This window comes from Streptomyces sp. NPDC102270, from assembly GCF_044766405.1.
Classification (GTDB): Bacteria; Actinomycetota; Actinomycetes; order Streptomycetales; family Streptomycetaceae; genus Streptomyces.
Map to the genome: position 1 here is coordinate 78,335 of NZ_JBIWLX010000018.1, position 20,873 is coordinate 99,207.

General features: G+C 69.0%; 20 protein-coding genes and 1 pseudogene. 11 read left to right on the top strand and 10 right to left on the bottom strand.

What is annotated here, in order from left to right; translation table 11 throughout:
• Nucleotides 1–57: 57 nt before the first annotated feature.
• Nucleotides 58–1,023: an arabinan endo-1,5-alpha-L-arabinosidase gene (locus ACIRP7_RS33515; protein ID WP_403666998.1), complete on the top strand. Its 966-nt coding sequence runs from the start codon at nt 58–60 to the stop codon at nt 1,021–1,023.
• A gap of 21 nt (nt 1,024–1,044) precedes the next feature.
• Nucleotides 1,045–2,562, top strand: coding sequence for an alpha-N-arabinofuranosidase (locus ACIRP7_RS33520; RefSeq protein WP_403667001.1), 1,518 nt, complete (start codon nt 1,045–1,047; stop codon nt 2,560–2,562).
• Between the two features lie 8 nt (nt 2,563–2,570).
• Here ACIRP7_RS33520 and ACIRP7_RS33525 read toward each other — a convergent pair whose 3' ends face one another.
• On the bottom strand, nt 2,571–5,558 hold the full coding sequence (locus ACIRP7_RS33525; RefSeq protein WP_403667004.1) for a beta-galactosidase: 2,988 nt from the start codon (nt 5,556–5,558) through the stop codon (nt 2,571–2,573).
• Between the two features lie 110 nt (nt 5,559–5,668).
• Here ACIRP7_RS33525 and ACIRP7_RS33530 point away from each other — a divergent pair, with 110 nt between their 5' ends.
• The gene (locus ACIRP7_RS33530) at nt 5,669–6,127 is read left to right on the top strand and encodes an RrF2 family transcriptional regulator (protein WP_403667006.1); all 459 of its coding nucleotides are present in this window, start codon (nt 5,669–5,671) and stop codon (nt 6,125–6,127) included.
• A 197-nt stretch (nt 6,128–6,324) separates the two neighbouring features.
• Nucleotides 6,325–6,975 carry a DUF4360 domain-containing protein gene (locus tag ACIRP7_RS33535; RefSeq protein ID WP_403667009.1) on the top strand — a complete coding sequence of 217 codons (651 nt, stop codon included), beginning with the start codon at nt 6,325–6,327 and terminating at the stop codon, nt 6,973–6,975.
• A gap of 45 nt (nt 6,976–7,020) precedes the next feature.
• Here ACIRP7_RS33535 and ACIRP7_RS33540 read toward each other — a convergent pair whose 3' ends face one another.
• Nucleotides 7,021–7,806 carry an intradiol ring-cleavage dioxygenase gene (locus tag ACIRP7_RS33540; RefSeq protein ID WP_403667011.1) on the bottom strand — a complete coding sequence of 262 codons (786 nt, stop codon included), beginning with the start codon at nt 7,804–7,806 and terminating at the stop codon, nt 7,021–7,023.
• Nucleotides 7,807–7,982: 176 nt separating this feature from the next.
• Here ACIRP7_RS33540 and ACIRP7_RS33545 point away from each other — a divergent pair, with 176 nt between their 5' ends.
• A complete protein-coding gene (locus ACIRP7_RS33545) occupies nt 7,983–8,288 on the top strand; it encodes a hypothetical protein (protein ID WP_403667014.1) in 306 nt (101 codons plus the stop codon).
• An 81-nt stretch (nt 8,289–8,369) separates the two neighbouring features.
• Nucleotides 8,370–8,972: a GNAT family N-acetyltransferase gene (locus ACIRP7_RS33550; protein ID WP_403667016.1), complete on the top strand. Its 603-nt coding sequence runs from the start codon at nt 8,370–8,372 to the stop codon at nt 8,970–8,972.
• Between the two features lie 5 nt (nt 8,973–8,977).
• Here the strand turns inward: ACIRP7_RS33550 and ACIRP7_RS33555 are convergent, their stop codons facing one another.
• Together ACIRP7_RS33555 and ACIRP7_RS33560 are read right to left on the bottom strand one after the other, a co-directional pair.
• Nucleotides 8,978–9,160, bottom strand: a complete 183-nt coding sequence (locus ACIRP7_RS33555) for a DUF397 domain-containing protein (RefSeq protein ID WP_403667019.1) — start codon at nt 9,158–9,160, stop codon at nt 8,978–8,980.
• Nucleotides 9,157–9,942, bottom strand: a complete 786-nt coding sequence (locus ACIRP7_RS33560) for a helix-turn-helix domain-containing protein (RefSeq protein WP_403667021.1) — start codon at nt 9,940–9,942, stop codon at nt 9,157–9,159. The genes ACIRP7_RS33555 and ACIRP7_RS33560 overlap by 4 nt, the downstream gene beginning before the upstream one ends.
• A gap of 169 nt (nt 9,943–10,111) precedes the next feature.
• Between ACIRP7_RS33560 and ACIRP7_RS33565 the strand changes: the two genes are divergently transcribed.
• Nucleotides 10,112–10,561 (top strand): ATP-binding protein, encoded by a 450-nt coding sequence (locus tag ACIRP7_RS33565; protein ID WP_403667024.1) that lies wholly within the window; start codon nt 10,112–10,114, stop codon nt 10,559–10,561.
• 157 nt (nt 10,562–10,718) lie between these two features.
• Here the strand turns inward: ACIRP7_RS33565 and ACIRP7_RS33570 are convergent, their stop codons facing one another.
• Both ACIRP7_RS33570 and ACIRP7_RS33575 read right to left on the bottom strand, forming a co-directional pair.
• Nucleotides 10,719–11,144 carry a nitroreductase family deazaflavin-dependent oxidoreductase gene (locus ACIRP7_RS33570; RefSeq protein ID WP_403667027.1) on the bottom strand — a complete coding sequence of 142 codons (426 nt, stop codon included), beginning with the start codon at nt 11,142–11,144 and terminating at the stop codon, nt 10,719–10,721.
• A 9-nt stretch (nt 11,145–11,153) separates the two neighbouring features.
• Nucleotides 11,154–11,999: an SDR family oxidoreductase gene (locus ACIRP7_RS33575; RefSeq protein WP_403667030.1), complete on the bottom strand. Its 846-nt coding sequence runs from the start codon at nt 11,997–11,999 to the stop codon at nt 11,154–11,156.
• Between the two features lie 155 nt (nt 12,000–12,154).
• Between ACIRP7_RS33575 and ACIRP7_RS33580 the strand changes: the two genes are divergently transcribed.
• The 4 genes from ACIRP7_RS33580 to ACIRP7_RS33595 all read left to right on the top strand — a co-directional run bounded on the left by ACIRP7_RS33580 (nt 12,155) and on the right by ACIRP7_RS33595 (nt 15,064).
• Nucleotides 12,155–13,123 (top strand): helix-turn-helix domain-containing protein, encoded by a 969-nt coding sequence (locus ACIRP7_RS33580; RefSeq protein WP_403667032.1) that lies wholly within the window; start codon nt 12,155–12,157, stop codon nt 13,121–13,123.
• Between the two features lie 135 nt (nt 13,124–13,258).
• On the top strand, nt 13,259–13,603 hold the full coding sequence (locus tag ACIRP7_RS33585) for a DUF1330 domain-containing protein (RefSeq protein ID WP_403667035.1): 345 nt from the start codon (nt 13,259–13,261) through the stop codon (nt 13,601–13,603).
• A 76-nt stretch (nt 13,604–13,679) separates the two neighbouring features.
• A complete protein-coding gene (locus tag ACIRP7_RS33590) occupies nt 13,680–13,988 on the top strand; it encodes a hypothetical protein (protein ID WP_403667038.1) in 309 nt (102 codons plus the stop codon).
• 119 nt (nt 13,989–14,107) lie between these two features.
• Nucleotides 14,108–15,064, top strand: coding sequence for an arabinan endo-1,5-alpha-L-arabinosidase (locus ACIRP7_RS33595; RefSeq protein ID WP_403667041.1), 957 nt, complete (start codon nt 14,108–14,110; stop codon nt 15,062–15,064).
• 24 nt (nt 15,065–15,088) lie between these two features.
• On the opposite strand, the gene ACIRP7_RS33600 is transcribed toward ACIRP7_RS33595, so the two are convergent.
• From ACIRP7_RS33600 to mmsA, 4 genes and pseudogenes are all read right to left on the bottom strand, one after another.
• On the bottom strand, nt 15,089–16,756 hold the full coding sequence (locus tag ACIRP7_RS33600) for a pyridoxal phosphate-dependent aminotransferase (RefSeq protein WP_403667043.1): 1,668 nt from the start codon (nt 16,754–16,756) through the stop codon (nt 15,089–15,091).
• Nucleotides 16,757–16,931: 175 nt separating this feature from the next.
• A pseudogene (locus ACIRP7_RS33605) lies at nt 16,932–17,987 on the bottom strand (aldose epimerase family protein); the annotation flags it as partial.
• 58 nt (nt 17,988–18,045) lie between these two features.
• Complete coding sequence (gene mmsB / locus ACIRP7_RS33610) at nt 18,046–19,290, bottom strand: multiple monosaccharide ABC transporter permease (protein ID WP_403667046.1); 1,245 nt, start codon at nt 19,288–19,290, stop codon at nt 18,046–18,048.
• A complete protein-coding gene (gene mmsA / locus ACIRP7_RS33615) occupies nt 19,287–20,837 on the bottom strand; it encodes a multiple monosaccharide ABC transporter ATP-binding protein (protein WP_403667048.1) in 1,551 nt (516 codons plus the stop codon). Before mmsA ends, mmsB begins: the two co-directional genes overlap by 4 nt.
• Nucleotides 20,838–20,873 lie beyond the last annotated feature (36 nt).

Consider the following 20,873-nt stretch of genomic DNA (forward strand, 5'->3'; position numbering starts at 1 on the left):
TCGCCGCACCGATCGAATCCGGCCCCGGTGGGCCGTCATCGACGTAGGGAGCACCAATTGAAGCGTCTCAGACTTGCCACCGTCCTGACCGCCGCCCTCATCGCCCTGCTCCCGACCACGGCCCAGGCCGATCCCACCTACCCCGACCCGGTTCCGATCAGCGGTCAGCAGATCATTCACGATCCGGCCGTCATTCATCTCAAGTCCGGTGGGTACGTGGCCTATTCGACCGGCGGTGTGATCGGGGCCCGGCTGTCCAAGGACCTCACGCACTGGAGCGACGCGGGCAACGCCTTCGCCGAGGCGCCGGACTGGTGGTACGAGTACAACGACACCGGTGACCCGTGGGCGCCGGACATCTCCTACCGCGCGGGCCGCTACTGGCTCTACTACGCCGTCTCCTCCTGGGGCACCAACCACTCCGCGATCGGCGTGGCCACCTCCCCGTCCGGTCTCCCCGGCACCTGGACCGACCGCGGCAAGGTCTTCACCTCCGAGACCACCGACTCCTGGAACGCCATCGACCCGGCGATCATCCCGGCGGACGGCAGGCTGTGGATGTCGTTCGGCTCGTACTGGACGGGCATCCGCATGGTCGAGCTCAGCCCGGCCACCGGCAAGGCCCTCCCCGGCGCCGACGTCCACCACCTGGCCACCCGCCCCGACGCCCCGTACGCCGTCGAGGGCCCGGCCCTCGTGAAGCACGGCCGCTTCTACTACCTCTTCGCGTCCTACGACGCCTGTTGTGCGGGAGTGAACTCCACGTACAAGATCAGGGTCGGACGATCCACCAAGGTCACGGGCCCGTATGTCGACAGCACCGGCAAGCCGCTGCTGGAGGGCGGCGGCGACCTGCTGCTGGCAGGACACGGGAGGTACATCGGCACGGGAGGCGAGTCGGTCTTCCGCACCCGCGGCCAGGACTGGCTGGCGTACCACTACTACGACGCACAGGACAACGGCACACCGAAGCTGGGCCTGAACAGGCTCGGCTGGGTGCGTGACTGGCCCGTTGTCAAGTAACTCCGTTCCTGAAAGGTCCCCATGAGCAAGCCCACCGCCCGCTTCACCCTCGACCCCGCCTTCACCGTCGGCGAAGTGAACCCCCGTCTCTTCGGCTCCTTCGTGGAACACCTGGGCCGCTGCGTCTACACCGGCGTCTTCGAACCCGGCCACCCCTCCGCGGACGAGGACGGCATCCGCACCGACGTCCTGGAACTCGTCCGCGAACTCGGCGTCACGGCCATCCGCTACCCCGGCGGCAACTTCGTCTCTGGCTACAAGTGGGAGGACGGCGTCGGCCCGGTCGAGGACCGCCCCCGCCGCCTCGACCTCGCCTGGCGCTCCACCGAGACCAACCGCTTCGGCCTCTCCGAGTACATCGCCTTCCTGAAGAAGGTCGGCCCCCAGGCCGAGCCGATGATGGCCCTCAACCTCGGCACTCGCGGTGTCGCCGAGGCCCTCGAACTCCAGGAGTACGCCAACCACCCGGCCGGCACCGCCCTCTCCGACCTCCGCGCGGCCCACGGCGACAAGGACCCCTTCGGCATCAACCTCTGGTGCCTCGGCAACGAGATGGACGGCCCCTGGCAGACCGGCCACAAGACGGCGACGGAGTACGGCCGGATCGCCGCCGAGACGGCCCGAGCGATGCGCCAGATCGACCCGGGCGTCGAACTCGTCGCCTGCGGCTCCTCCAGCCAGTCCATGCCCACGTTCGCCGAGTGGGAGGCAACGGTCCTCGCCGAGACGTACGACCTCGTCGACTACATCTCCCTGCACGCCTACTACCAGCCCGAGAACGGCGACGTCGACTCCTTCCTGGCCTCCGCCGTCGACATGGAGTCCTTCATCGAGAACGTGGTCGCCACCGCCGACCACGTGGGCGCGAAGCTCAAGTCCAAGAAGAAGATCAACCTCTCCTTCGACGAGTGGAACGTCTGGTACATCTCGGAGTGGCACGAGATCGAGAACTCCGGCGCGCGGGACTGGGCGGAGGCCCCCCGCCTCCTGGAGGACAACTACAGCGTCCTCGACGCGGTCGTCTTCGGTTCCCTCCTCATCGCCCTGCTGCGGCACGCCGACCGCGTCACCGTCGCCTGTCTCGCCCAGCTCGTCAACGTGATCGCCCCGATCATGACCGAGCCGGGCGGCCCGGCCTGGCGCCAGACGACGTTCTTCCCGTTCGCCCAGGCATCGAAGTACGGCCGCGGCGAGGTCCTCGACGTACGGGTCGACTCACCGACGTACGAGACGAACAAGTACGGCGAGACGGACCTCCTGCACGCCACCGCCGTGCGCGCCGAGGACGGCACGGTCACCGTCTTCGCCGTCAACCGGAGTCAGGGCGAGTCCCTGCCCCTCGAAATCGCCCTGAGCGGCCTTGACCTGACGGACGTCGTCGAGCACAGCGTCCTCGCCGACGCCGACCCGGACGCCCGCAACACCCTCGACGCCCCCGACCGGGTCGCCCCGCACACGGCCGAGGGCACCGCGCTGAAGGACGGCACCCTCACCGCCGTACTGGAGCCGCTGTCCTGGAACGTGATCCGGCTCGCGTGACCGACGGGCTACCGGCCGGGGGAGTCCACCGGTGTCACCGGCACTCCTCCGGCCGCGGCCCCCAGCAGCGTCAGGCGCACGTCACCGGGCCCCGACTCCGTCGTCCCGTCGGACAGCACCGCCAGCGCCAGGGTGTTGGTGCCGCGGGTGCGCAGGATGCCGTTGGGCAGGACGAAGGTGTGCTGCGGGCCCACGTCGTTGACGTACTGGCCCATGTTCCAGCCGTTGAGGAAGATCTGGACGCGGTAGGCCCGCTTCGGGTCGTCGTCGAGGGTGAGGCCGATGGAGGCGTCGATGCCGGTGTCCACGGCGAGCCGGAACGTCGTCCGGTACCAGGTGACCCCCTGACGCCGGTCGGCACGGGGCAACTCGGCGGATTTCCAGTGCTCTTCGGCGAAGCCCGGCAGATGCCAGCCCTTGCGCTCCCCGTACAGTCCGCCGTTGTTGAGCGGCCCGCGCACCGGGTCGGGCGCCGTCTCGCCCTGGATGCGCCAACTCGCCATCGGTGAACCGCCCTTGAAGGTGACCTGCGTCAACCCCCGGGCCGCCTTGTGGGAGTCGGCGGACCCGCCGTCCATGTCGTGTGCCGTCCGCCGGACGAGGACGGACAGGACGCGGGGCGAGGACCCGGAGGGCGGCGGCAGGTCGAAGGTGGCCGTCGCCGTCCAACTCCCCTTGCGCGCCGAGCTCTTGTCCGGCACCGGCATCCGGTGCGTGCCCAGCGGCTCGCCGTCCAGCCACGCCATCAGCAGCCCCTGCGTGCCGGTGCTGTAGGACAGGGACACCGACTCCAGCTCGTCCCCGTCCGTCAGGTGTCCCCGGTACCAGACGTCGCCGTAGTGGAAGCCGTAGTCGTCGGCGAACAGGACCGGCCCGTCCTCGGGGACCGGGGTGACGCTGAACGAGCTCGTGCGCTCGGCCCGCGTCCAGCCGGAGTCGTCGTAGTCCGGGAGGGACTCGAAGTTCTCGGTACGGCGCCGCCAGCCGCCCAGCGCGGGCAGCCGCACCTCGCCCACGCCGGGGATCGGGAGCTGTCCGGGTGTGGCCGGCATGTCCGCCCGCAGGCTGCCCATGGGGGTGGCGGAGGTGCGCAGCGGGCGGCCGTTCCAGGTGATCCGGTCCATGCCGCGCGGCCCCCACACCTCCATGCCCGTGCCCTCGACGGTGTCTCCGGTCAGGTGGGCGGTCGCGCCGTCCAGGGTGACCCCGCGCACCAGCGACGGACCGTACACCAGCACCGGTCCGGTCGGGGTGTCCACCGGGAACAGCCGCAGCGACCAGGGGTCGTCGGCGAAGATCAGCAGCAGCGGGGTGTCGCTGCCGCCGCCCTCGATCCGCACCCGGGCCGGGCCGCCGACGCCCATCGGCACGGTGATCCTGAGGACACCGAGGTCGTAGTTCCACGCGGGTTGCGCGTCGCCCCGGGTGACCAGCGGCTCCTCCGGGCACTCCAGCAGGACCTGGGCCATCTCGCCGTGCGGGGCGGTGAACACGGCGACGTCCATCCGCCCGACCTTCAGGTACATCATGGGCTGCGCGGTGGCGTACTTGAGGATGCGTCCGCCCAACTGCAGCTTCGCGGCGAGCAGTCGGGCGTCATGGGCGGCGACGGTGAACGCCACGTCGATCCCGGCGTCCGGGATCGTGGTGGTGATCGGCGCGTCGGTGTCGTTGCGCGCGACGTACACCTGGGAGCCGGTGTCCGGGTTGGTCAGGTGGTACACCTTCAGCCGCTCGTCGGCGGCCCGCACCGCGTCGGCCCGGTCCAGCTTGGCGAAGTCCGGCACGGTCCGCAGGAGATGGCCGAGCTGGTGCGTCGGGGCGAGCTTCGGTGTCGGCCGGCGCGCCTCGTCGATCGCCGCCCCGTAGTCGTACGACGTGTAGACCTGCGGTGCGGGCAGCCAGCCCCACGAGGTGCCGCCGAAGGTCATGTAGACGTTGTGCACGGTGATGCCGTTGGCGAGGTTGGTGAGCTGGAAGCGCCGCTCGTAGGCCGCGTCCCGGGTCCGCCGTGCCTCGGCGTACCCCTTGCCGTCGAAGGTGGCCCCGCCCCACGGGTCGAACCAGCCGCCGCCGAACTCCGGGATGAACCCGGGTGTCCTGGGGCTGGCCGTGGCCCCGCCCTTCAGTCCGCCCACGCCGAAGTCGCCCCAGTCGGGCGGCACTTCGGACGGCGCGGGATACCCGTCGAAGCCGTAGAGCCAACCACGCTCCTCACCTCCGGTGTTGAAGGACCCAGGCGTCCAGTAGCCGTTCCTTCCCTTGTCGTTGTGGAACAGCGGGACGTCGATCCCGTCGGCACGCACCTTCTTGTACAGGTGGGACATGTAGTCGCGGCCGAGGCGCTCGTCGACGAAGGCGTCGTACTCGTTCTCGATCTGGTAGAGCAGGACCGTGCCCCTGCCCTTGGTGAACAGATGCCGCACGGCGATGGCGTTGACCTCGGTCAGCCACTCGTCGGCGTACGACAGATAGGCCGGGTCGGAGGTGCGGGCCCGGCCGGCGGTCGCCGCGAGCCAGCCGGGAAAGCCGCCGCCGTCGACCTCGGCGTTGATGTACGGGCCCGGCCGCAGGATCACGTACAAACCGGTCTCGGCGGCCGTGCGCAGGAACAGGTCGAGGTCGCGGACGCCGGTGAAGTCGTACTGGCCGGGGCCCGGGGAGTGGTAGTTCCAGGCCACGTACACACTGACCGCGTTGAAGCCGTGGGCGCGCATCTTCTGCAGGACGTCCCGCCACAGCGACGGGCTCGGCAGCCGGAAGGGGTGCATCTCGCCGGACCACAGCACCAGGCGCCGGCCGTCGACCACCAGCGAGTACTTGTCGTAACCGACCTTGTGCCGGACCCGGTCGGCCGCCGGCGCGCCGGGCGCGGGCCCGGTGGGCACGCTGTGGGAGGCGTAGGCCCGGGTGGTCTCCCCACCGCTGTCGCTCAGCGCGAAACCGAGCGCCGTGGTGCCGGCGAGGGCGCTGAATGTACGTCTGCTCAGCTCCAAGGGAGCGCCTCCTGGTCGTGCCGCGCTAGCGCCAGTCCGTCCGTGGGTGTGGGTGGTGTGCCTATTGTGGCGTGACCATTGTCTACGCCCGCACACCGCACAATTGCCGTATGAGGATCTCTGCACGGGCGGACTACGCGGTACGGGCGGTGCTGGAGCTTGCCGTGCGGCAGGACTCCGAGCCGGTGAAGGCCGAGGCCATCGCCGCGGTCCAGGACATTCCGCACAAGTTCCTGGAGGGGATTCTCGGCGACCTGAGGCGCGGCGGGATCGTCGACAGCAGGCGGGGCGGGGGCGGCGGTTACCGGCTCGCGCGCGAGGCCTCGGCCATCACGGTCGCTGATGTCATCCGCACGGTCGACGGGCCGATCGTGTCGGTGCGCGGCGAGCGGCCCACCGGTCTGGAGTACACGGGTTCCGCACAGCCACTCCTCCCGCTGTGGATCGCGCTGCGGGCCAACGTCCGCAAGATCCTGGAGGGCGTCACCATCGCCGACATCGCGGGCGACGCGCTCCCGGAGCCGGTGCAGCGGCTCGCGGCGGAACCGGCCGCGTGGGAGAACCCCTGAATCCAGCCGGGGGTCGACTCGGGTTCAGTAGGTGTCCAACTTCCCCTGTTTACACGTGAGTTCGGCCATCAGAGGAATGGCTGGAGTTCGCCCTGGCGGTGTCACAGAGCGCTCCCTACGATTCGATCGCCGCGGTGCTTCACAGAAACCACACAGGTTCTCCACGCTTCAACAACAGCGCAGAGGAGAGACCCCCCATGGCAAGTGGACTGATTCTGGGCGGCGCCGTCGCCGCCCTCCTCACCGCGGCGGTGCCCGCGCACAACCCGTCCGGCGGGTTCGTCGACCCGCCCCCGGACAAGATCGTCATCGACGTCGCCACGGTGAACGGCTCCGGCTGTCCCGCGGGCACGGCGGCCGTCGCCGTCTCCGAGGACAACACCGCGTTCACGGTGACCTACAGCGACTACCTCGCCCAGGTCGGCGGCAACTCCGACCCCACGGCGTTCCGCAAGAACTGCCAGCTCAACCTGATCGTCCATGTCCCGCAGGGCTTCACCTACGCCATCGCCGAGGCCGACTACCGCGGCTTCGCCTCGCTCCAGGCCGGCGCGAGCGGCGTCCAGCGGGCCTCGTACTACTTCCAGGGCTCCTCGCAGACGGCCGCCAAGACCCACACCTTCCCCGGCGCCTACAACGACAACTGGCAGGCGACCGACACCACCGACTGGGCCCAACTGGTGTGGGCTCCCTGTGGAGTTCAGCGCAACTTCAACATCAACACGGAGATCCGCGTGAACGCGGGCACCTCCTCGCCGTCCAAGGTCAGCTTCATGACGATGGACTCGACCGACGGCGACATCAGCACCGTGTACCACATGGCGTGGAAGGAGTGCCCGGGCAAGTGAACGGGTGTCGCCCGCCGCTCCTGTGGGCGGCGGGCGACGCGTTGATCAGCGTTCGACGCCGAGCGTCAGGGTGCCGGAGTAGCCGGCCGAGGGGCTGCTGCCCAGGGCGGTCAGGGTCAGGAGGCCGGACGCGGCGCCGCCGTCGTCGTAGATTCCGTCCTGGGCGAGGGTGGTGCGGCGGACCGTGTTGGCCGAGTACGGCGAGAGGGCGCCGACCTTGGCGGTGACCGTCTCGTTGAAGAAGAGCTGGCCGGTGTGGAGTTCGGTGCCGCCGGTGAAGGAGCCGTCGGAGGTGAGGGTGACGTTCACGTGCACCTTCACGTGGATGTGGACGCAGCGGCCGATGTACCAGCCGGGGTAGACCGTCGTGATGCGGGCGACGCCACTGGAGTCGGTGAGCACGCCGCCGCGCAGGAAGGTGCCGCTGTCGGGCTCGTTGTGGCCGTTGTTGCCGACGTAGCCGGAGTACTCGCCGAGTGCGTCGCAGTGCCAGATCTCGACGAGGGCGTTGCTGATCGTGGCGCAGGTGTCGTCGTCGACCACGGTGAGGGCGAGTTTGAGCGGGAAGCCGGTCTTGCCCTCGGTGATGTCGGAACGGACGTACTGGCCATCGAGGTAGTAGGGGCCTTCGGTCATCTCCCGGGTGAGGGTGCAGACGGCCGCGGCGGCCACGGGGGCCGTGTCGGCGGTGTCGGCCGTCCGCGCGGCCGGGGCGCCGGACACGGCGGCGCCCACGGCGAGGGTGGCGGCGGTGGCGCCTGTGGCGACGAGGACCGTCCGGCGGGCGAGGGCGTCTCTCGCGGGGGCGCCGGTTGTGGGGGTCTCATCCATGGGGGTCTCATTCATTGAGGTGTCTGTCATGGACACGACACCATAAGGGCCATTGCTGTAGGTGAGCTGTCAGTTCGGCAAAGTGAGTGACCGTCAAGATTCTGACGCGTCAGGTTGCGGTGTCGGGCGGGGTGGACGCGGTACCGTATCAGGGCGTATGCCGACAAGGAGGGTAAATGGGGCTTACCGTGCGGGTCGAACGGCGCATCGCGGAGGACTTCCCGGGCCGGGAGGGCGAGGTGGTGGGCGATCTCCTCACCGAACTGGTCAACCACCTGACCGACCGCGGCGACCAGGAGGACAAGGAGCGCATCGCCGCCGCGACCCTGCTGTGCGGACAGGGCCGGGTGGACCGGATCCTCGACGCCGTCCAGCTGGCCAAGGAGGACTGGCGGGACGTGCTGGTGGGGGCGGGGCTGGCGGACGCCGGGTGGAGGGAGCGGCTGGAGGCGGACTTCGGGCCGGCGGCCTCCACCGGCTGACCGCGGGTGCGGGCCCGCAGTGGATGTCGAACCTCCGGGTTCGCATGTGGCTGCGGGGCCGCGCGCCCTACGCTTACGGCCATGACGTCACATGATGTGCCCGAAGGCTCCCGGGTCGTTTCCGCCGGCTCCGGGCCGGTGATCCGACAGGAGACCGCCGCCGATCACCGGGACGTACGCGAGGTCCACACGCGCGCCTTCGACGACGGCGAGCATGTTCCCGGGCTCGTGGAGGCGCTGCGCGTCGCGGAGGCCGCGTCGGCGCCGATGTCCTACGTCGCCACCGTCGACGACCGGGTCGTCGGGCATGTCCTGCTGAGCGCGGCGCGGCTGGACGCGCCACGCCGGATCGTGGACGTCCTCACCCTGTCACCGCTGGGCGTGCTCCCGGAGTTCCAGCGTCAGGGCATCGGCACCCGGCTCATCGCGCACGCCCTCGCGGCGGCCGACAGTCAGGGTGTGCCGCTGGTGTTCCTGGAAGGCTCACCGCACTACTACGGCACCCGCGGCTTCGAGCGGGCCGACGCGGTGGGGTTCCGTTCACCGTCCCTGCGGATTCCCGAACCGGCGTTCCAGGTGGCCCGGCTGTCCGCCCACGAGCCGTGGATGACTGGCACCTTCGTCTACTCAGAGGTCTTCTGGGCCTTCGACTGCGTCGGCCTGCGCGACCCCGAGCTCTCCTGAGCGGCTCACTTCTTGAGATGGGTGAGGAAGTCGGTCCAGGGGGTGGGGGTGGTGGTGAGGTGGGGGGCTTCGGGGTTCTTGGAGTCGCGGATGTGGATGGTGGCGGGGGTGAGAGCGACCTCTACGCAGTCGCCATCGCCGCCACTGCTGTAGGTCGACTTGAACCAGGCCAGTTCGTCGGTGGTCATAGGTCTCCTCGCATCCGCTGCAACAGGCTCACGGAATGCGTGAGAGTGAGAGCCTGTGACCGCATCCTGGCATACCGCCGTTGGAGGACGCTGATCTCTTGCGCTTCGGAGATGAGCAGACCGGCTCGTTGTCCCTCGCAGTAGGCGAACCACCGATTCGTCGGTGTCTCCAGCAGTTGCATCGGCCCGTCCAGCCCGGCGTGAGTCGTCTGTACCGTCGGCATGATCTGGATCTCCACGTTCCGCAGATCCGCGATCTCCAGTACGTGGTCGATGAGTTCCCGAGTGATGTCCACACCGCCTGTGCACCGCCGGAACAAGTGCTCCTCGAGGATGAAGCCGAACGCCGTGTTCGGCCTTTCCCGTAGCAGCTGTTGGCGCTCCGCTCGGGCGATCCACTGTGCCTCGATCTGCTCGTCGTCCAGCGGTGGGAGCTGATTCGTGAACAGCGTCCGCGCATACGCCTCCGTCTGCAACAGCCCCGGAATCAACCGGCATTCATACGTGTACAGCGTGATCGCGGTCGCCTCCAGCCCCGCCCACTGCCGGAACCACGCCGCCAACCCCGGCTGCCGAGCCAGCTTGGGAAACGACTTACGCAACGCCCCCGTGTTCCCCGTCGCCTCCTCGCCCCGCTCCACCAGCACCAGATCCGGCATCCGGCGCCCCAACTCCACGGACGCCACCGTGTGCTTGGAGAAGCCCACCAGCTCCCCGAACTCCTCCCGGCTCAACCCCGAGTGCTCCCGCAGGGCTTGCAGCACCGCCCCGAACGTCCGCATGCTGTCCGACGACTCCGGCTCACCGCCACCATCGACCACAGTCGGTCACCTCCCGCGCTCATCGTCACGGTCAGTCACGCGTACTGTCCAGTCCGTGACCGCGTACGCTGCCGCAGCGTACGCGGCGTCCACCTGGAGAAGTTCCCCTCGGGGGCGCCAGATTGGGCCCATGACAGCACCCCCCGGCCCCCAACCCCCAGTCACCGTACGTACGTTTGCCCAGCGACTCAGTGCGACCCCGCGCGGCGCCCGCCTCGCCCGGTACCTCGCCCTGAACCAACTGCATGACTGGGGCATCCCGTACGACAGCCCGACAGCGGACGCCGTCTCCGTGATCGTTGCCGAACTCGCCGCTAACGCGGTGACCCACGGCCGGGTGCCGGGCCGGGGCTTCGAGCTACGGCTCTCCCTCGTCACCGGCAGCGTCCGCGTCGAGGTCACCGACACCCGCGGTGAGCTCCCTGCTGCCGTACGGCCGGCAGGTCCCCTGGACGACGGCGGCCGCGGTCTCCTCCTCGTCGAGGCTCTCGCCGACCGCTGGGAGGTGCTGGACCGGGAGCCGCCGCCCGGCAAGACGGTCCGGGCCGAGGTGGATCTGCCGGGGGGCCGCCCGCAGTGAGCTGTGGGCGCAGGCGGTCAGCGGTCGATGCCGGCCATGTTGGCCTCGTCGTGGCGTTCGCCCGCGCGAGACATCGAGCCCGCCCAGTGATACATGCTTCATCAGGTACGCCGTAGGTAGGTGCTGTCAGGCGGCCCGCGAGGACCGGATGTGCGCGTCAGTGCGCCTGGGCCGCCGGCTCCAGGACGAGGACCGGAATGTCACGGTCCGTGTTCTTCTGGTACTCGGTGTAGGACGGGAACGCCTCGACGGCTCGGGCCCACCACAGGGCCTTCTCCTCCCCGGTCACCTCCACCGCGTTGTGGTACCAGACCGGGTGTTGGGGGGCTCCTCCCGCGGAGGCGACCACGGCGTAGGAGCCGTCGTGCTCCACCCGGATGAGCGGGGACTTGCGGATCTTGCCGCTCTTCGCGCCCAGCGTGGTCAGAATGACAACGGGCACGTCCTCCAGTTCCTCTTCTTCTTCACGGGTGATCAGGACACCCAGCGTCGTTCCCTGCGTGCCGCCGGAGCTTTCGTACAGCTCGACCCGGTCACGCACGAACTGTGCCGTGCTCGGCTCGTACTCGCCTTTCAGCGGCATGGGTCCCTCTCAGACGGTGGTGTCGTCGTAGGCAAGGTTGTCGCCCAGTTCGCGGGAGGCCTCGGCCTGGGCGAGGAGTTGCTTCGCCTTGGCCTCGGCGGCCTCGATGGCGTCCGCTCCGGCGACGAAGCGCTCCAGCGGCTTGTCCTGGCCGGCGATGGTGAGCAGGGCGCGGGCGAGCTTGGCGGGGTCGCCGGGCTGCCGGCCGTTCATGCTCTTCATGCCCTCGATCCTCGGGGCGGTGCGCGGGGCGTAGTCCTCGATGGACAGCTCGGGCCAGACGGTGGAGCCGTCCACGAGGAGTTCGGTGCGGAAGTAGCCGGGCTCCACGACCGTGGTGCGGATGTTGTACGGCTCCACGTCGTGGCCCAGGGACTCCATCCAGCCCTCTTCCGCGAACTTGGAGGCCGCGTAGGCGGAGGTGAACTCCATGCCGACCAGGCCGGCCGTCGAGGTGATGGTGATGACATGTCCGTCGCGCTGTGCCCGCATGACGGGCAGGACGGCGCGGGTGACGTTCATCGGACCGAAGAGATTCGTCTCGAACTGGCGGCGCATCTGCGCGGGCGAGATCTCCTCGAAGTAGCCGGTGAACAGGTTCCCGGCGTTGTTGATCAGGACGTCGATACGGCCGAAGCGGTCGACGGCGGCCTGCGCGGCGGCCTCGGCGTCCTCGACGCTGGTGACGTCGAGCTTGGTGACCAGCAGGTCGTCCTGCGGTCCGCCCAGGGCCTTCTCGACGTCTTCGGGGCGGCGGCCGGTGGCGACGACCTGGTGGCCGGCGGCGAGGGCCTCGCGGGCGATGTCCGTGCCCAGGCCGCGTCCGGCACCGGTGACGAGAATGACCTTGCTCATGCGGAGTTTCCTTTCAGGTGCCGCGATCCGGCACCCGGTGTGTGCGGGGGTGTGCTTTTAACGAAACCCGCTGTCACGCGCGGATGGGAGTCCCTGATGAGGGGGTCACTGACAGGGACCCCCACCCCGGCACAAGCGCTCGTAGAGTGAAGCCCATGGCAGGCAGAAACGACCCACAAGGCAGCAACCGCGACATCCGTGATGATTTTCGCGCGGAGATCCGCGAATTCCTCGGCACGCGACGCGCCAGGGTCACGCCCGAGCAGGCCGGACTACCCCTGTACGGCGGAGAGCGCCGACGGGTCACCGGGCTGCGCCGCGAGGAGGTCGCCCTGCTCGCGGGCATCTCCAGCGAGTACTACACCCGGCTGGAGCGCGGCAATGCCACCGGCGTCTCCGAGAGCGTCATCGAAGGCATCGCGCAGGCACTCCAGCTCGACGAGGCCGAACGCATCCACCTGAACGACCTCCTGCGCGGCGCCGGCACCACCCGCCCACCACGCCGCCGGCCCGCTCAGCAGCGCGTCCGGCCGACAGTGCGGCGCGTCCTCGACTCGATGGCCGGCACACCCGCGTTCGTCCTCAGCGGCCGCGGGGACATCCTGGCCGCCAACCACCTCGGGCGCGCCCTGTTCTCCCCCGTCTACGCCGACCCGCTGCGGCCGCCGAACAACGCCCGGTTCGTCTTCCTCAGCCCGCACGCGACCGAGTTCTTCCGCCACTGGGACGAGGTCGCCAACGACGCCGTCGCCATGCTGCGCGCCGAGGCCGGCCGCGACCTCTACGACCGGCGGCTCACGGACCTGATCGGGGAGCTGTCCACTCGTAGCGAGGAATTCCGGCGCCGCTGGGCCGCCCACAACGTCCGGATGCACACCACCGGAGTGAAGCTCCTTCACCACCCGGTCGTCGGCGACCTCGACCTGCCCTTCGAGACCTTTCCGCTGGGCGACGGCCCCAGCCAGTTCCTCCTCACCTACACCGCCGAGCCCGCGTCCCCGTCGCAGGACGCCCTGAACCTGCTGGCCAGCTGGGCCGCGAGCAACGACGACATCGAGCGGTCCGCCGTGGACGACGGCTCCGAGCCGGCCGACCTGGCCGAGACTCCCGAGACGTCCGACTGAACGACTCGCCGTGCGCACCGCTTCGCACGCGTCGACGCGGCTTCCCCGACCGCTTACCTCCCGGGTAATCGACCCCGGTCGGCCCCGCCTGCCAGGCTCGTCCGCGTACGGAGCCCCACCGGCCGGGAGGACGCCATGACCGCCTACGCAATAGCCCACCTGCGGGAAGCCGCGCCGCATCCGGAGATCGCCGAGTACATCGAGCGCATCACGGCCACCTTCGAGCCGTACGGCGGTCGCTTCCTCGTGCATGGCACGCAGCACGAGGTGAAGGAGGGCGGCTGGCCGGGACATGTCGTGGTGATCGGATTTCCCGGGATCGCGCAGGCGCGGTCCTGGTGGGACTCCGCCGCGTACCAGGAGATCGCGCCGCTGCGTTCGCGGCACATCGCGGGCGACATCATCCTCGTCGAGGGCGTGCCCGAGGGCTACGACCCGGCGGTCACCGCGAAGGCGATGCGGGACGCGCTCGCTTCCTGAGGACGCGCTCCGACTCCCTTGGCCCGCGGGGCTGTTGGATGCTGGGGCGAGGGGCGTACGGAAGGGGGAGGGGCACGTGCCGGACGGACGTGAGGTGGACCAGGCGGAGTTGCTGGATGTAGCCGAGGACGAGGACCGGGCCCGTAGCCTGCTCCGCGCGTTGCGCACCCTGAGCACCGGGCCCGATCCGAAACACTCCGGCGCGGACAAGATCCGCCGCGCCCCCGAAGCCGCACGCAGCCGCCGCTGGTTCGTGAACAAGTCGCTGCTCGCCGGTGGTGTCGCCGCCATGGCGACCATGACCGGCTGTTCCTCGGACTCCGCCGACACCGCGAACTCCTACGGGATCGATCTCCTCAAGCTGCACCTGGAGCAGGACCACTGACGGCGACTGAGGTGTGCGCGAACCGTTGACGCGCAAGGGGTTCGATTCTACGGTCCCGTCCGAAGCTCTGATCGGTGATCGCCATATCGAACACCTCCCCCCACTCAAGGAGCGTCAGCGTGCGCCGCACCTCACTTCTGGCAGTCCCCGTGGCCTTCCTGCTGGCCCTGATCCCGGGCACCGCCTCCGCGTACCCCAACCCCGGAACCGTCACCGGTGCCACCACCATCCACGACCCGACGATGATCCGTACGTCGGCGGGCCGTTACCTGCTGTACGGCACCGGCGGCGGCCTCGGCTACCGCACCTCCACCGACCGGATCGCGTTCACGGCCGGCAGCGACGCCTTCTCCACCAAGCCGGGCTGGTGGTCCTCGTACGCCACCGAGGCGTGGGCGCCCGACATCTCCTACCAGGGCGGCAAGTACCTGATGTACTACGCCGTCTCGACCTTCGGCTCCAACAAGTCCGCGATAGGCCTGGCGACTTCGAGCACCGGCCTGCCCGGCTCCTGGAGCGACCAGGGCACCGTGTACACCTCCACCACCTCCAGCGACTACAACGCCATCGACCCGAACCTGTTCGTCGACGGCGACGGCAAGTGGTGGCTGTCCTTCGGCAGTTGGTGGACCGGCCTGAAGATGATCCAGATCAACCCGGCCACCGGCAAACAGCTCTCCACCAACACGACCCGGTACTCGATCGCCTCCCGCCCGACCGGGACCAAGGCCGTCGAGGCGCCGTACATCGTCAAGCGGAACGGCTACTACTACCTCTTCGCGTCCTACGACACCTGCTGCGCCGGCACCAGTTCGACCTACAAGGTCAAGGTCGGCCGCGCCACCAGCATCACCGGGCCGTACGTCGACAAGAACGGCGTCTCGATGATGAACAACGGCGGCACGGCGGTCCTGGAGTCCCACGGCAGCATCATCGGCCCCGGCGGACAGTCCATCATGAACGACTCCGACGGCGACCTGATCGTCTACCACTACTACGACGGCAACGCCAACGGCACACCCAAGCTCGGCATCAACCTGCTGAACTGGAGCAGCGGCTGGCCTGTCGCCTACTGATCCGGTCGGGCCCGTGGGCGCCGCTCAGCCGGTCTGCCCCATCCCCGCCGCGTTCGGCCAGCTCTGAGCGTTGGGCCACCCGGTGGCGGGCGCCTGGGACAGCTCCTGCGGAGCCCCGGGTGCCGGGGCGGTCATACCCCGCACCTGCGCGGCCGTGAGCCCACCACGGGCCGGCACTCCCACCGGAGTCGGGCCGCTGGGCGGTGCGAAGGGCGCCGGAGCCGCGGGAGCCGGCGGAGGCGTCGGCATCGGGGCAGGGGCGGGGGCAGGCATCTGGGCCGGCGCCGGCATCTGGGCCGGCATCGGCATCCCCGCCCCCATGGAGCCCATGGAGCCCATGGAGCCCATGGAGCCCATGGACGCAGCCGGCGCCATCGGTGCCGGCGCGGCCACCGCCATCGGCTGGGCGACCGGCATCGGCATGCCGACGCCTGCGCTCATCCCGCCACCGCCGACGGCCATCGCGGCCAGGTCCTGCATGCCCGCCCCGTTGGTCTGGCCGACCAAGCGGTCGACCGCCGCCGTACCCGAGCTGTAGCCGGTCCCTTGAGCGAGCTCGGGCACGACGGCTCCCCTCCTGGTCCCGTAGAGCACCTGTTCCAGGCCGGACACCAGGCGACGCACGTCCACCTGGGGGCGCACCACGAGTCGCAGGAAGCGGCTTGAAGAGCCGATCTTGTTGCCGCACTCGCGGACGAGGATCCGGTGCTCGGTGAGCATCCGGTCCCGGACCACGGTGCCTTCGGCGCCCACGGGCAGGCGCACGAAGAGGAAGTTCCCCTGGGAGGGGTAGACGGTCAGGCCGGGCAGCGCGGAGAGCTGGCTCGCCATGTCGAGGCGGTCCCGGCGGACCTGGTGGAGGCTCTGCGCGTACTCGGCGCCGTGCTCCTTGAGCATGAACACCACGTACTCGGCGAAGGCGTTGAGGTTCCACTTCGGCAGCATCGAGCGGACCCGGCCCGCCAGCGAGGGGTTGGCGACCATGTAGCCGAAGCGGATGCCGTGCAGGCCGAAGTTCTTGCCGAGGCTGCGCAGGACGATGACGTTCGGCCGGATCATCGCCTCCTGGACGACGCTCGGCTCCTGCTCGGCGTCCGCGAACTCCAGGAACGACTCGTCGATGACGATGAGGTCCAGATCGGCCATGGCGTCCATGAACTGCACGAGCGCGTGCTTGTGGAGGAAGCCGCCGTCGGGGTTGTTCGGGTTGCAGATGACCGCGACCCGCGTGCCCCGGGTGCGTATGAACTCGGCGTACTGCGCGAGGTCCAGGGCGAACCCGCTGGACTCCTGGAGCGGGAACATGTCGACCCGCTTGCCGGTCTCCATCGGCTGGTCGGTCCAGCGGCCGAAGGTGGGGACCGGGATGGCGAGGGACTCGCGGACCAGCAGATGGTCGATCCAGGTGATCAGTTCGGTCGAGCCGTTGCCCATCGCCACGGCCTGCGGCGGGAGTTGGAGGAGGTTGCACAGCTCGGCGGTGATGGTGTCGGCACTGGACGGGTAGTAGGTGATGATGTCCTTCAGCCGCGCGGCCATGGTGTCCATCATCGCCGGAGTGGGAAAGTAGGGATTGCAGGGGATACAGAAGTCCACCGGCCCCGTCCCGTCGCCGCCCTCGCGCGCCAGCGCCGCCATGGACGGGCTGTGCGCAGCCGTGCTGCGGAACAACGAGGTGACGTTGTCGGCCATCGAACCTCCGTATGGGGCGGACCCGGCGGGGACGACCGGGTCCGTCGTCATTGGGTGGCCCGCGCGGGGGAGCACGGGCCGCCCTTACATACGGACGCCTGAGTGGCGCTGTTCAACGGGTGTGAAAGAAGTGTGAGTTCGGGAACCCCGGGCCCGAACTCGTCATCTCACCAGGTCAGACGCCGAACGAGTGAATCGTCGTGGTCCGGTATGTCTGGCCCGGACGCAGCACCGTCGAGGGGAACGACGGGTGGTTCGGCGAGTCCGGGAAGTGCTGTGTCTCCAGGCACAGCGCGTCGCCCTGGCGGTAGGTGTGGCCGCCGGTGCCGGTGAGGGTGCCGTCGAGGAAGTTGCCCGAGTAGAACTGCAGACCCGGCTCGACGGTGGAGATCTTCAGCGCGCGGCCCGACGACGGGTCGCGCAGGGTCGCCACGTGCTCGGGCTCGGCCGTGACGCCCTTGTCCAGGACCCAGTTGTGGTCGTAGCCCTTGGCGAAGACCTGCTGCTCGTGACCGGCGCGGATGTCCCGGCCGATCCGCTTGCCCTGGCGGAAGTCGAAGGGAGTGCCCGCGACCTCCGCCGGCTCACCGGTGGGGATCAGACCCGAGTCGGTGGGCGTGTAGCGGGAGGCGGCGATGCGCAGCTCGTGGTCCTCGATGGTGCCGGTGCCCTCGCCGCCGAGGTTCCAGTACACGTGGTTGGTCAGGTTGACCACGGTGGCCTGGTCGGTGGTGGCCTCGTAGTCGATCCGCCAGTCGCCGTGCCGGGTGAGGGTGTACGTCACCCTCACCTCGAGGGTGCCCGGGTAGCCCATCTCGCCGTCGACCGACGTGCAGTACAGGTGCAGGCCGACGTCCGAGCCCTCGGTGAACGGCTCGACGTCCCACACCCGCTTGTCGAAGCCCTGGGTGCCGCCGTGCAGGCTGTTGACCCCGTCGTTGACGGAGAGCTGGTAGCTCTTGCCGTCCAGGGTGAACCGGCCCTCGGCGATGCGGTTGCCGTAACGCCCGATCAGCGCGCCGAAGTACGGGCTGGAGGCGACGTAGTCCTCGACGCGGTCGAAGCCGAGGCAGACGTTCGCGTACCGGCCGTCCCGGTCGGGGATCTCCAGGGACTGCACGATCCCGCCGTACGACAGGACCTTCAGCCGGGTGCCGCCGTTCTCCAGCGACCACCGGTCGACCTCGGTCCCGTCGGCGAGCCTGCCGAAGAGCGTCTTCACCGGTCTTTCCTCTCCTCCCATGGGAAGGGCCCCGCCTTCAGGCGGGGCCCGATCCGGTCGGTGCGGTCTACGAACCGACCTTGCGCTTGTTCCACACGTCGAAGCCGACCGCCGCCAACAGGGCCAGGCCCTTGATGACCTGCTGCCAGTCGGTGCCGACGCTGAGGAGGTTCATGCCGTTGTTCAGCACACCGAGGACGAGACCACCGATGATCGCGCCGAGGACGGTTCCCACACCGCCGCTCATGGACGCGCCACCGATGAACGACGAGGCGATCGCCTCGAGTTCGAAGCTCAGGCCCGCCTTCGGGGAGGCCGCGTTCAGGCGGGCCGCGACCACCAGACCCGCCAGGGCCGCGAGCACGCCCATGTTCAGGAAGACAAGGAAGGTGACCTTCTTGTCCTTGACGCCGGACAGCTTCGCGGCCGGCAGGTTGCCGCCGATCGCGTAGATGTGCCGGCCGAAGACCGCGTTGCGCATGACGTAGCCGTATCCGACCACCAGCACACCGAGGACGAGCAGGATGATCGGCGCACCCTGGTAGCTGGCGAGCAGCATGGTGACCGCGAGGACCGCCGCGGCGATCGCGACGAGCTTGAGCAGGAAGGCGTTCCTGGGCAGCACGTCGAGCGCGAACTCCTGCTGGCGCTTGCGGTCGCGGACCTCCTGGTAGACCACGAAGGCCAGCAGCACGAAGCCGAGCAGCAGGGTGATGTTGTGGTAGTTGGTGTTCGGGCCGACCTCGGGCAGGAAGCCGTTGCCGAGCTTCTGCAGACCGTTCGGGAAGGGGCCGAGGGTCTGGCCCTGCAGGAGGATCTCCGTCAGACCGCGGAAGAGCAGCATGCCCGCCAGGGTGACGATGAACGACGGTATGCCGAGATACGCGATCAGATAGCCCTGGACCGAGCCCGCGACCGCGCCCACCACCAGGGTCAGCACCAGCGCGACCGGCCAGGCCACGTGGTGCTGGACCGTCAGTACGGCGGCGAACGCGCCCACGAAGGCGGTCAGTGAGCCGACCGACAGGTCGATGTGCCCCGCGATGATCACCAGCATCATGCCGATCGCGAGGATCAGGATGTAGCTGTTCTGGAGCACCAGGTTGGAGACGTTGCGCGGCAGCAGCAGGTCGCCGTCGGTCCACACCGCGAACAGCACGACGATCAGGCCGAGCGCGATCAGCATGCCGTACTGCCGCATGTTGCGGCGCAGCCCGTTCAGCATCAGCTGGAGCAGGCCCCCGCCGGAGGACGACCCCCCGCCCTTGCCCGGCGGCGCCGCGGCCGGAACCTTCGTCACATCGGTGCTCATCGCGTTACCTCTTTGTCCTTCGTCATCTGGCGCATCAGCACTTCCTGCGTGGCCTCGGCCCGCGGAACCTCACCCGTGAGCCGTCCGGCGGCCATGGTGTAGATGCGGTCGCACATCCCGAGCAGCTCCGGCAGCTCGGAGGAGATGAAGACGACCGCTTTGCCCTCGGCCGCCAGCTGGTCGATGACCGTGTAGATCTCGTACTTGGCACCCACGTCGATACCGCGCGTGGGCTCGTCCAGGATCAGCACCTCGGGACCCGCGAAGATCCACTTGCTGAGGACGACCTTCTGCTGGTTGCCGCCGGACAGCCTGCCCACCGTCTCGAAGACGGTCGGCGCCTTGATGTTCATGGACTTGCGGAAGCGCTCGGCGACCTTCCGCTCCTCGTGCTCGTCGACCACACCGTGCTTGGCGACCTTGTTCAGGGCGGTCAGCGAGATGTTCCGGTTGATGTTGTCGATGAGGTTGAGGCCGTAGTGCTTGCGGTCCTCGGTGACGTAGGCGATGCCATGCTCGACCGCCTCCGCGACGGACTTCGTACGGATCTCCTTGCCGTCCTTGAAGACCTTGCCGCCCGCGTACCGGCCGTAGGTCCGCCCGAACACGCTCATCGCGAGTTCGGTGCGCCCCGCGCCCATCAGGCCCGCGATACCGACGATCTCCCCGCGGCGCACATGGATCGACACGTCATCGACCACCTTGCGCTGCTGGTCGATCGGGTGGTGCACGGTCCAGTCGCGGATCTCCAGCGCCGGGGCCGCGTCCACCTCGCCCTCGTACGGGGTGCGCTCGGGGAACCGGTGATCGAGGTCACGGCCCACCATGCCCGAGATGATCCGGTCCTCGGTGGTCTCCGGGGCCTTCACGTCGAGGGTCTCGATCGACTTCCCGTCGCGGAGGATCGTCACCGAGTCGGCGACCTTGCGGATCTCGTTGAGCTTGTGGGAGATGATGATCGAGGTGATGCCCTGCTTCTTCAACTCCAGGATCAGATCCAGGAGTTTGCCGCTGTCCTCGTCGTTCAGAGCCGCGGTCGGCTCGTCGAGGATGAGCAGCTTCACCTTCTTCGAGAGCGCCTTGGCGATCTCCACCAGCTGCTGCTTGCCCACACCGATGTCGGTGATCCGGGTCTCCGGGTGGTCGCTCAGACCCACCCGGCGCAGCAGTTCGGTGGCGTGCTTCAGCGTCTCGTTCCAGTTGATGAACCCGCCCGAGGCGTGTTCGTTGCCGAGGAAGATGTTCTCCGCGATCGACAGGAACGGCACCAGGGCCAGTTCCTGGTGGATGATCACGATGCCGTGCTGCTCGCTCGCCCGGATGTCCTTGAACTGGACGACGTCTCCCTCGAAGAGGATGTCGCCCTCGTACGTGCCGTGCGGATGGACGCCGGAGAGCACCTTCATCAAGGTGGACTTCCCGGCGCCGTTCTCACCGCAGATGGCATGGACCTCGCCCTGACGGACGGTCAGTGTGACGTCCGACAGCGCTTTGACGCCGGGAAAGGTCTTGACGATCGAGCGCATTTCCAGGACGGGTCCCGCCATGGTCGTGCCTTTCAATCAGAGGAATGTGCCGACAGA

Coding starts and splice junctions, on each gene's coding strand:
- ACIRP7_RS33520 (WP_403667001.1), top strand. CDS start 1,045: ATGAGCAAGCCCACCGCCCGCTTCACCCTCGACCCCGCCTTCACCGTC.
- ACIRP7_RS33530 (WP_403667006.1), top strand. CDS start 5,669: ATGAGGATCTCTGCACGGGCGGACTACGCGGTACGGGCGGTGCTGGAG.
- ACIRP7_RS33535 (WP_403667009.1), top strand. CDS start 6,325: ATGGCAAGTGGACTGATTCTGGGCGGCGCCGTCGCCGCCCTCCTCACC.
- ACIRP7_RS33540 (WP_403667011.1), bottom strand. CDS start 7,806: ATGGATGAGACCCCCACAACCGGCGCCCCCGCGAGAGACGCCCTCGCC.
- ACIRP7_RS33545 (WP_403667014.1), top strand. CDS start 7,983: ATGGGGCTTACCGTGCGGGTCGAACGGCGCATCGCGGAGGACTTCCCG.
- ACIRP7_RS33550 (WP_403667016.1), top strand. CDS start 8,370: ATGACGTCACATGATGTGCCCGAAGGCTCCCGGGTCGTTTCCGCCGGC.
- ACIRP7_RS33555 (WP_403667019.1), bottom strand. CDS start 9,160: ATGACCACCGACGAACTGGCCTGGTTCAAGTCGACCTACAGCAGTGGC.
- ACIRP7_RS33560 (WP_403667021.1), bottom strand. CDS start 9,942: ATGCGGACGTTCGGGGCGGTGCTGCAAGCCCTGCGGGAGCACTCGGGG.
- ACIRP7_RS33565 (WP_403667024.1), top strand. CDS start 10,112: ATGACAGCACCCCCCGGCCCCCAACCCCCAGTCACCGTACGTACGTTT.
- ACIRP7_RS33570 (WP_403667027.1), bottom strand. CDS start 11,144: ATGCCGCTGAAAGGCGAGTACGAGCCGAGCACGGCACAGTTCGTGCGT.
- ACIRP7_RS33575 (WP_403667030.1), bottom strand. CDS start 11,999: ATGAGCAAGGTCATTCTCGTCACCGGTGCCGGACGCGGCCTGGGCACG.
- ACIRP7_RS33580 (WP_403667032.1), top strand. CDS start 12,155: ATGGCAGGCAGAAACGACCCACAAGGCAGCAACCGCGACATCCGTGAT.
- ACIRP7_RS33585 (WP_403667035.1), top strand. CDS start 13,259: ATGACCGCCTACGCAATAGCCCACCTGCGGGAAGCCGCGCCGCATCCG.
- ACIRP7_RS33600 (WP_403667043.1), bottom strand. CDS start 16,756: ATGGCCGACAACGTCACCTCGTTGTTCCGCAGCACGGCTGCGCACAGC.
- mmsB (WP_403667046.1), bottom strand. CDS start 19,290: ATGAGCACCGATGTGACGAAGGTTCCGGCCGCGGCGCCGCCGGGCAAG.
- mmsA (WP_403667048.1), bottom strand. CDS start 20,837: ATGGCGGGACCCGTCCTGGAAATGCGCTCGATCGTCAAGACCTTTCCC.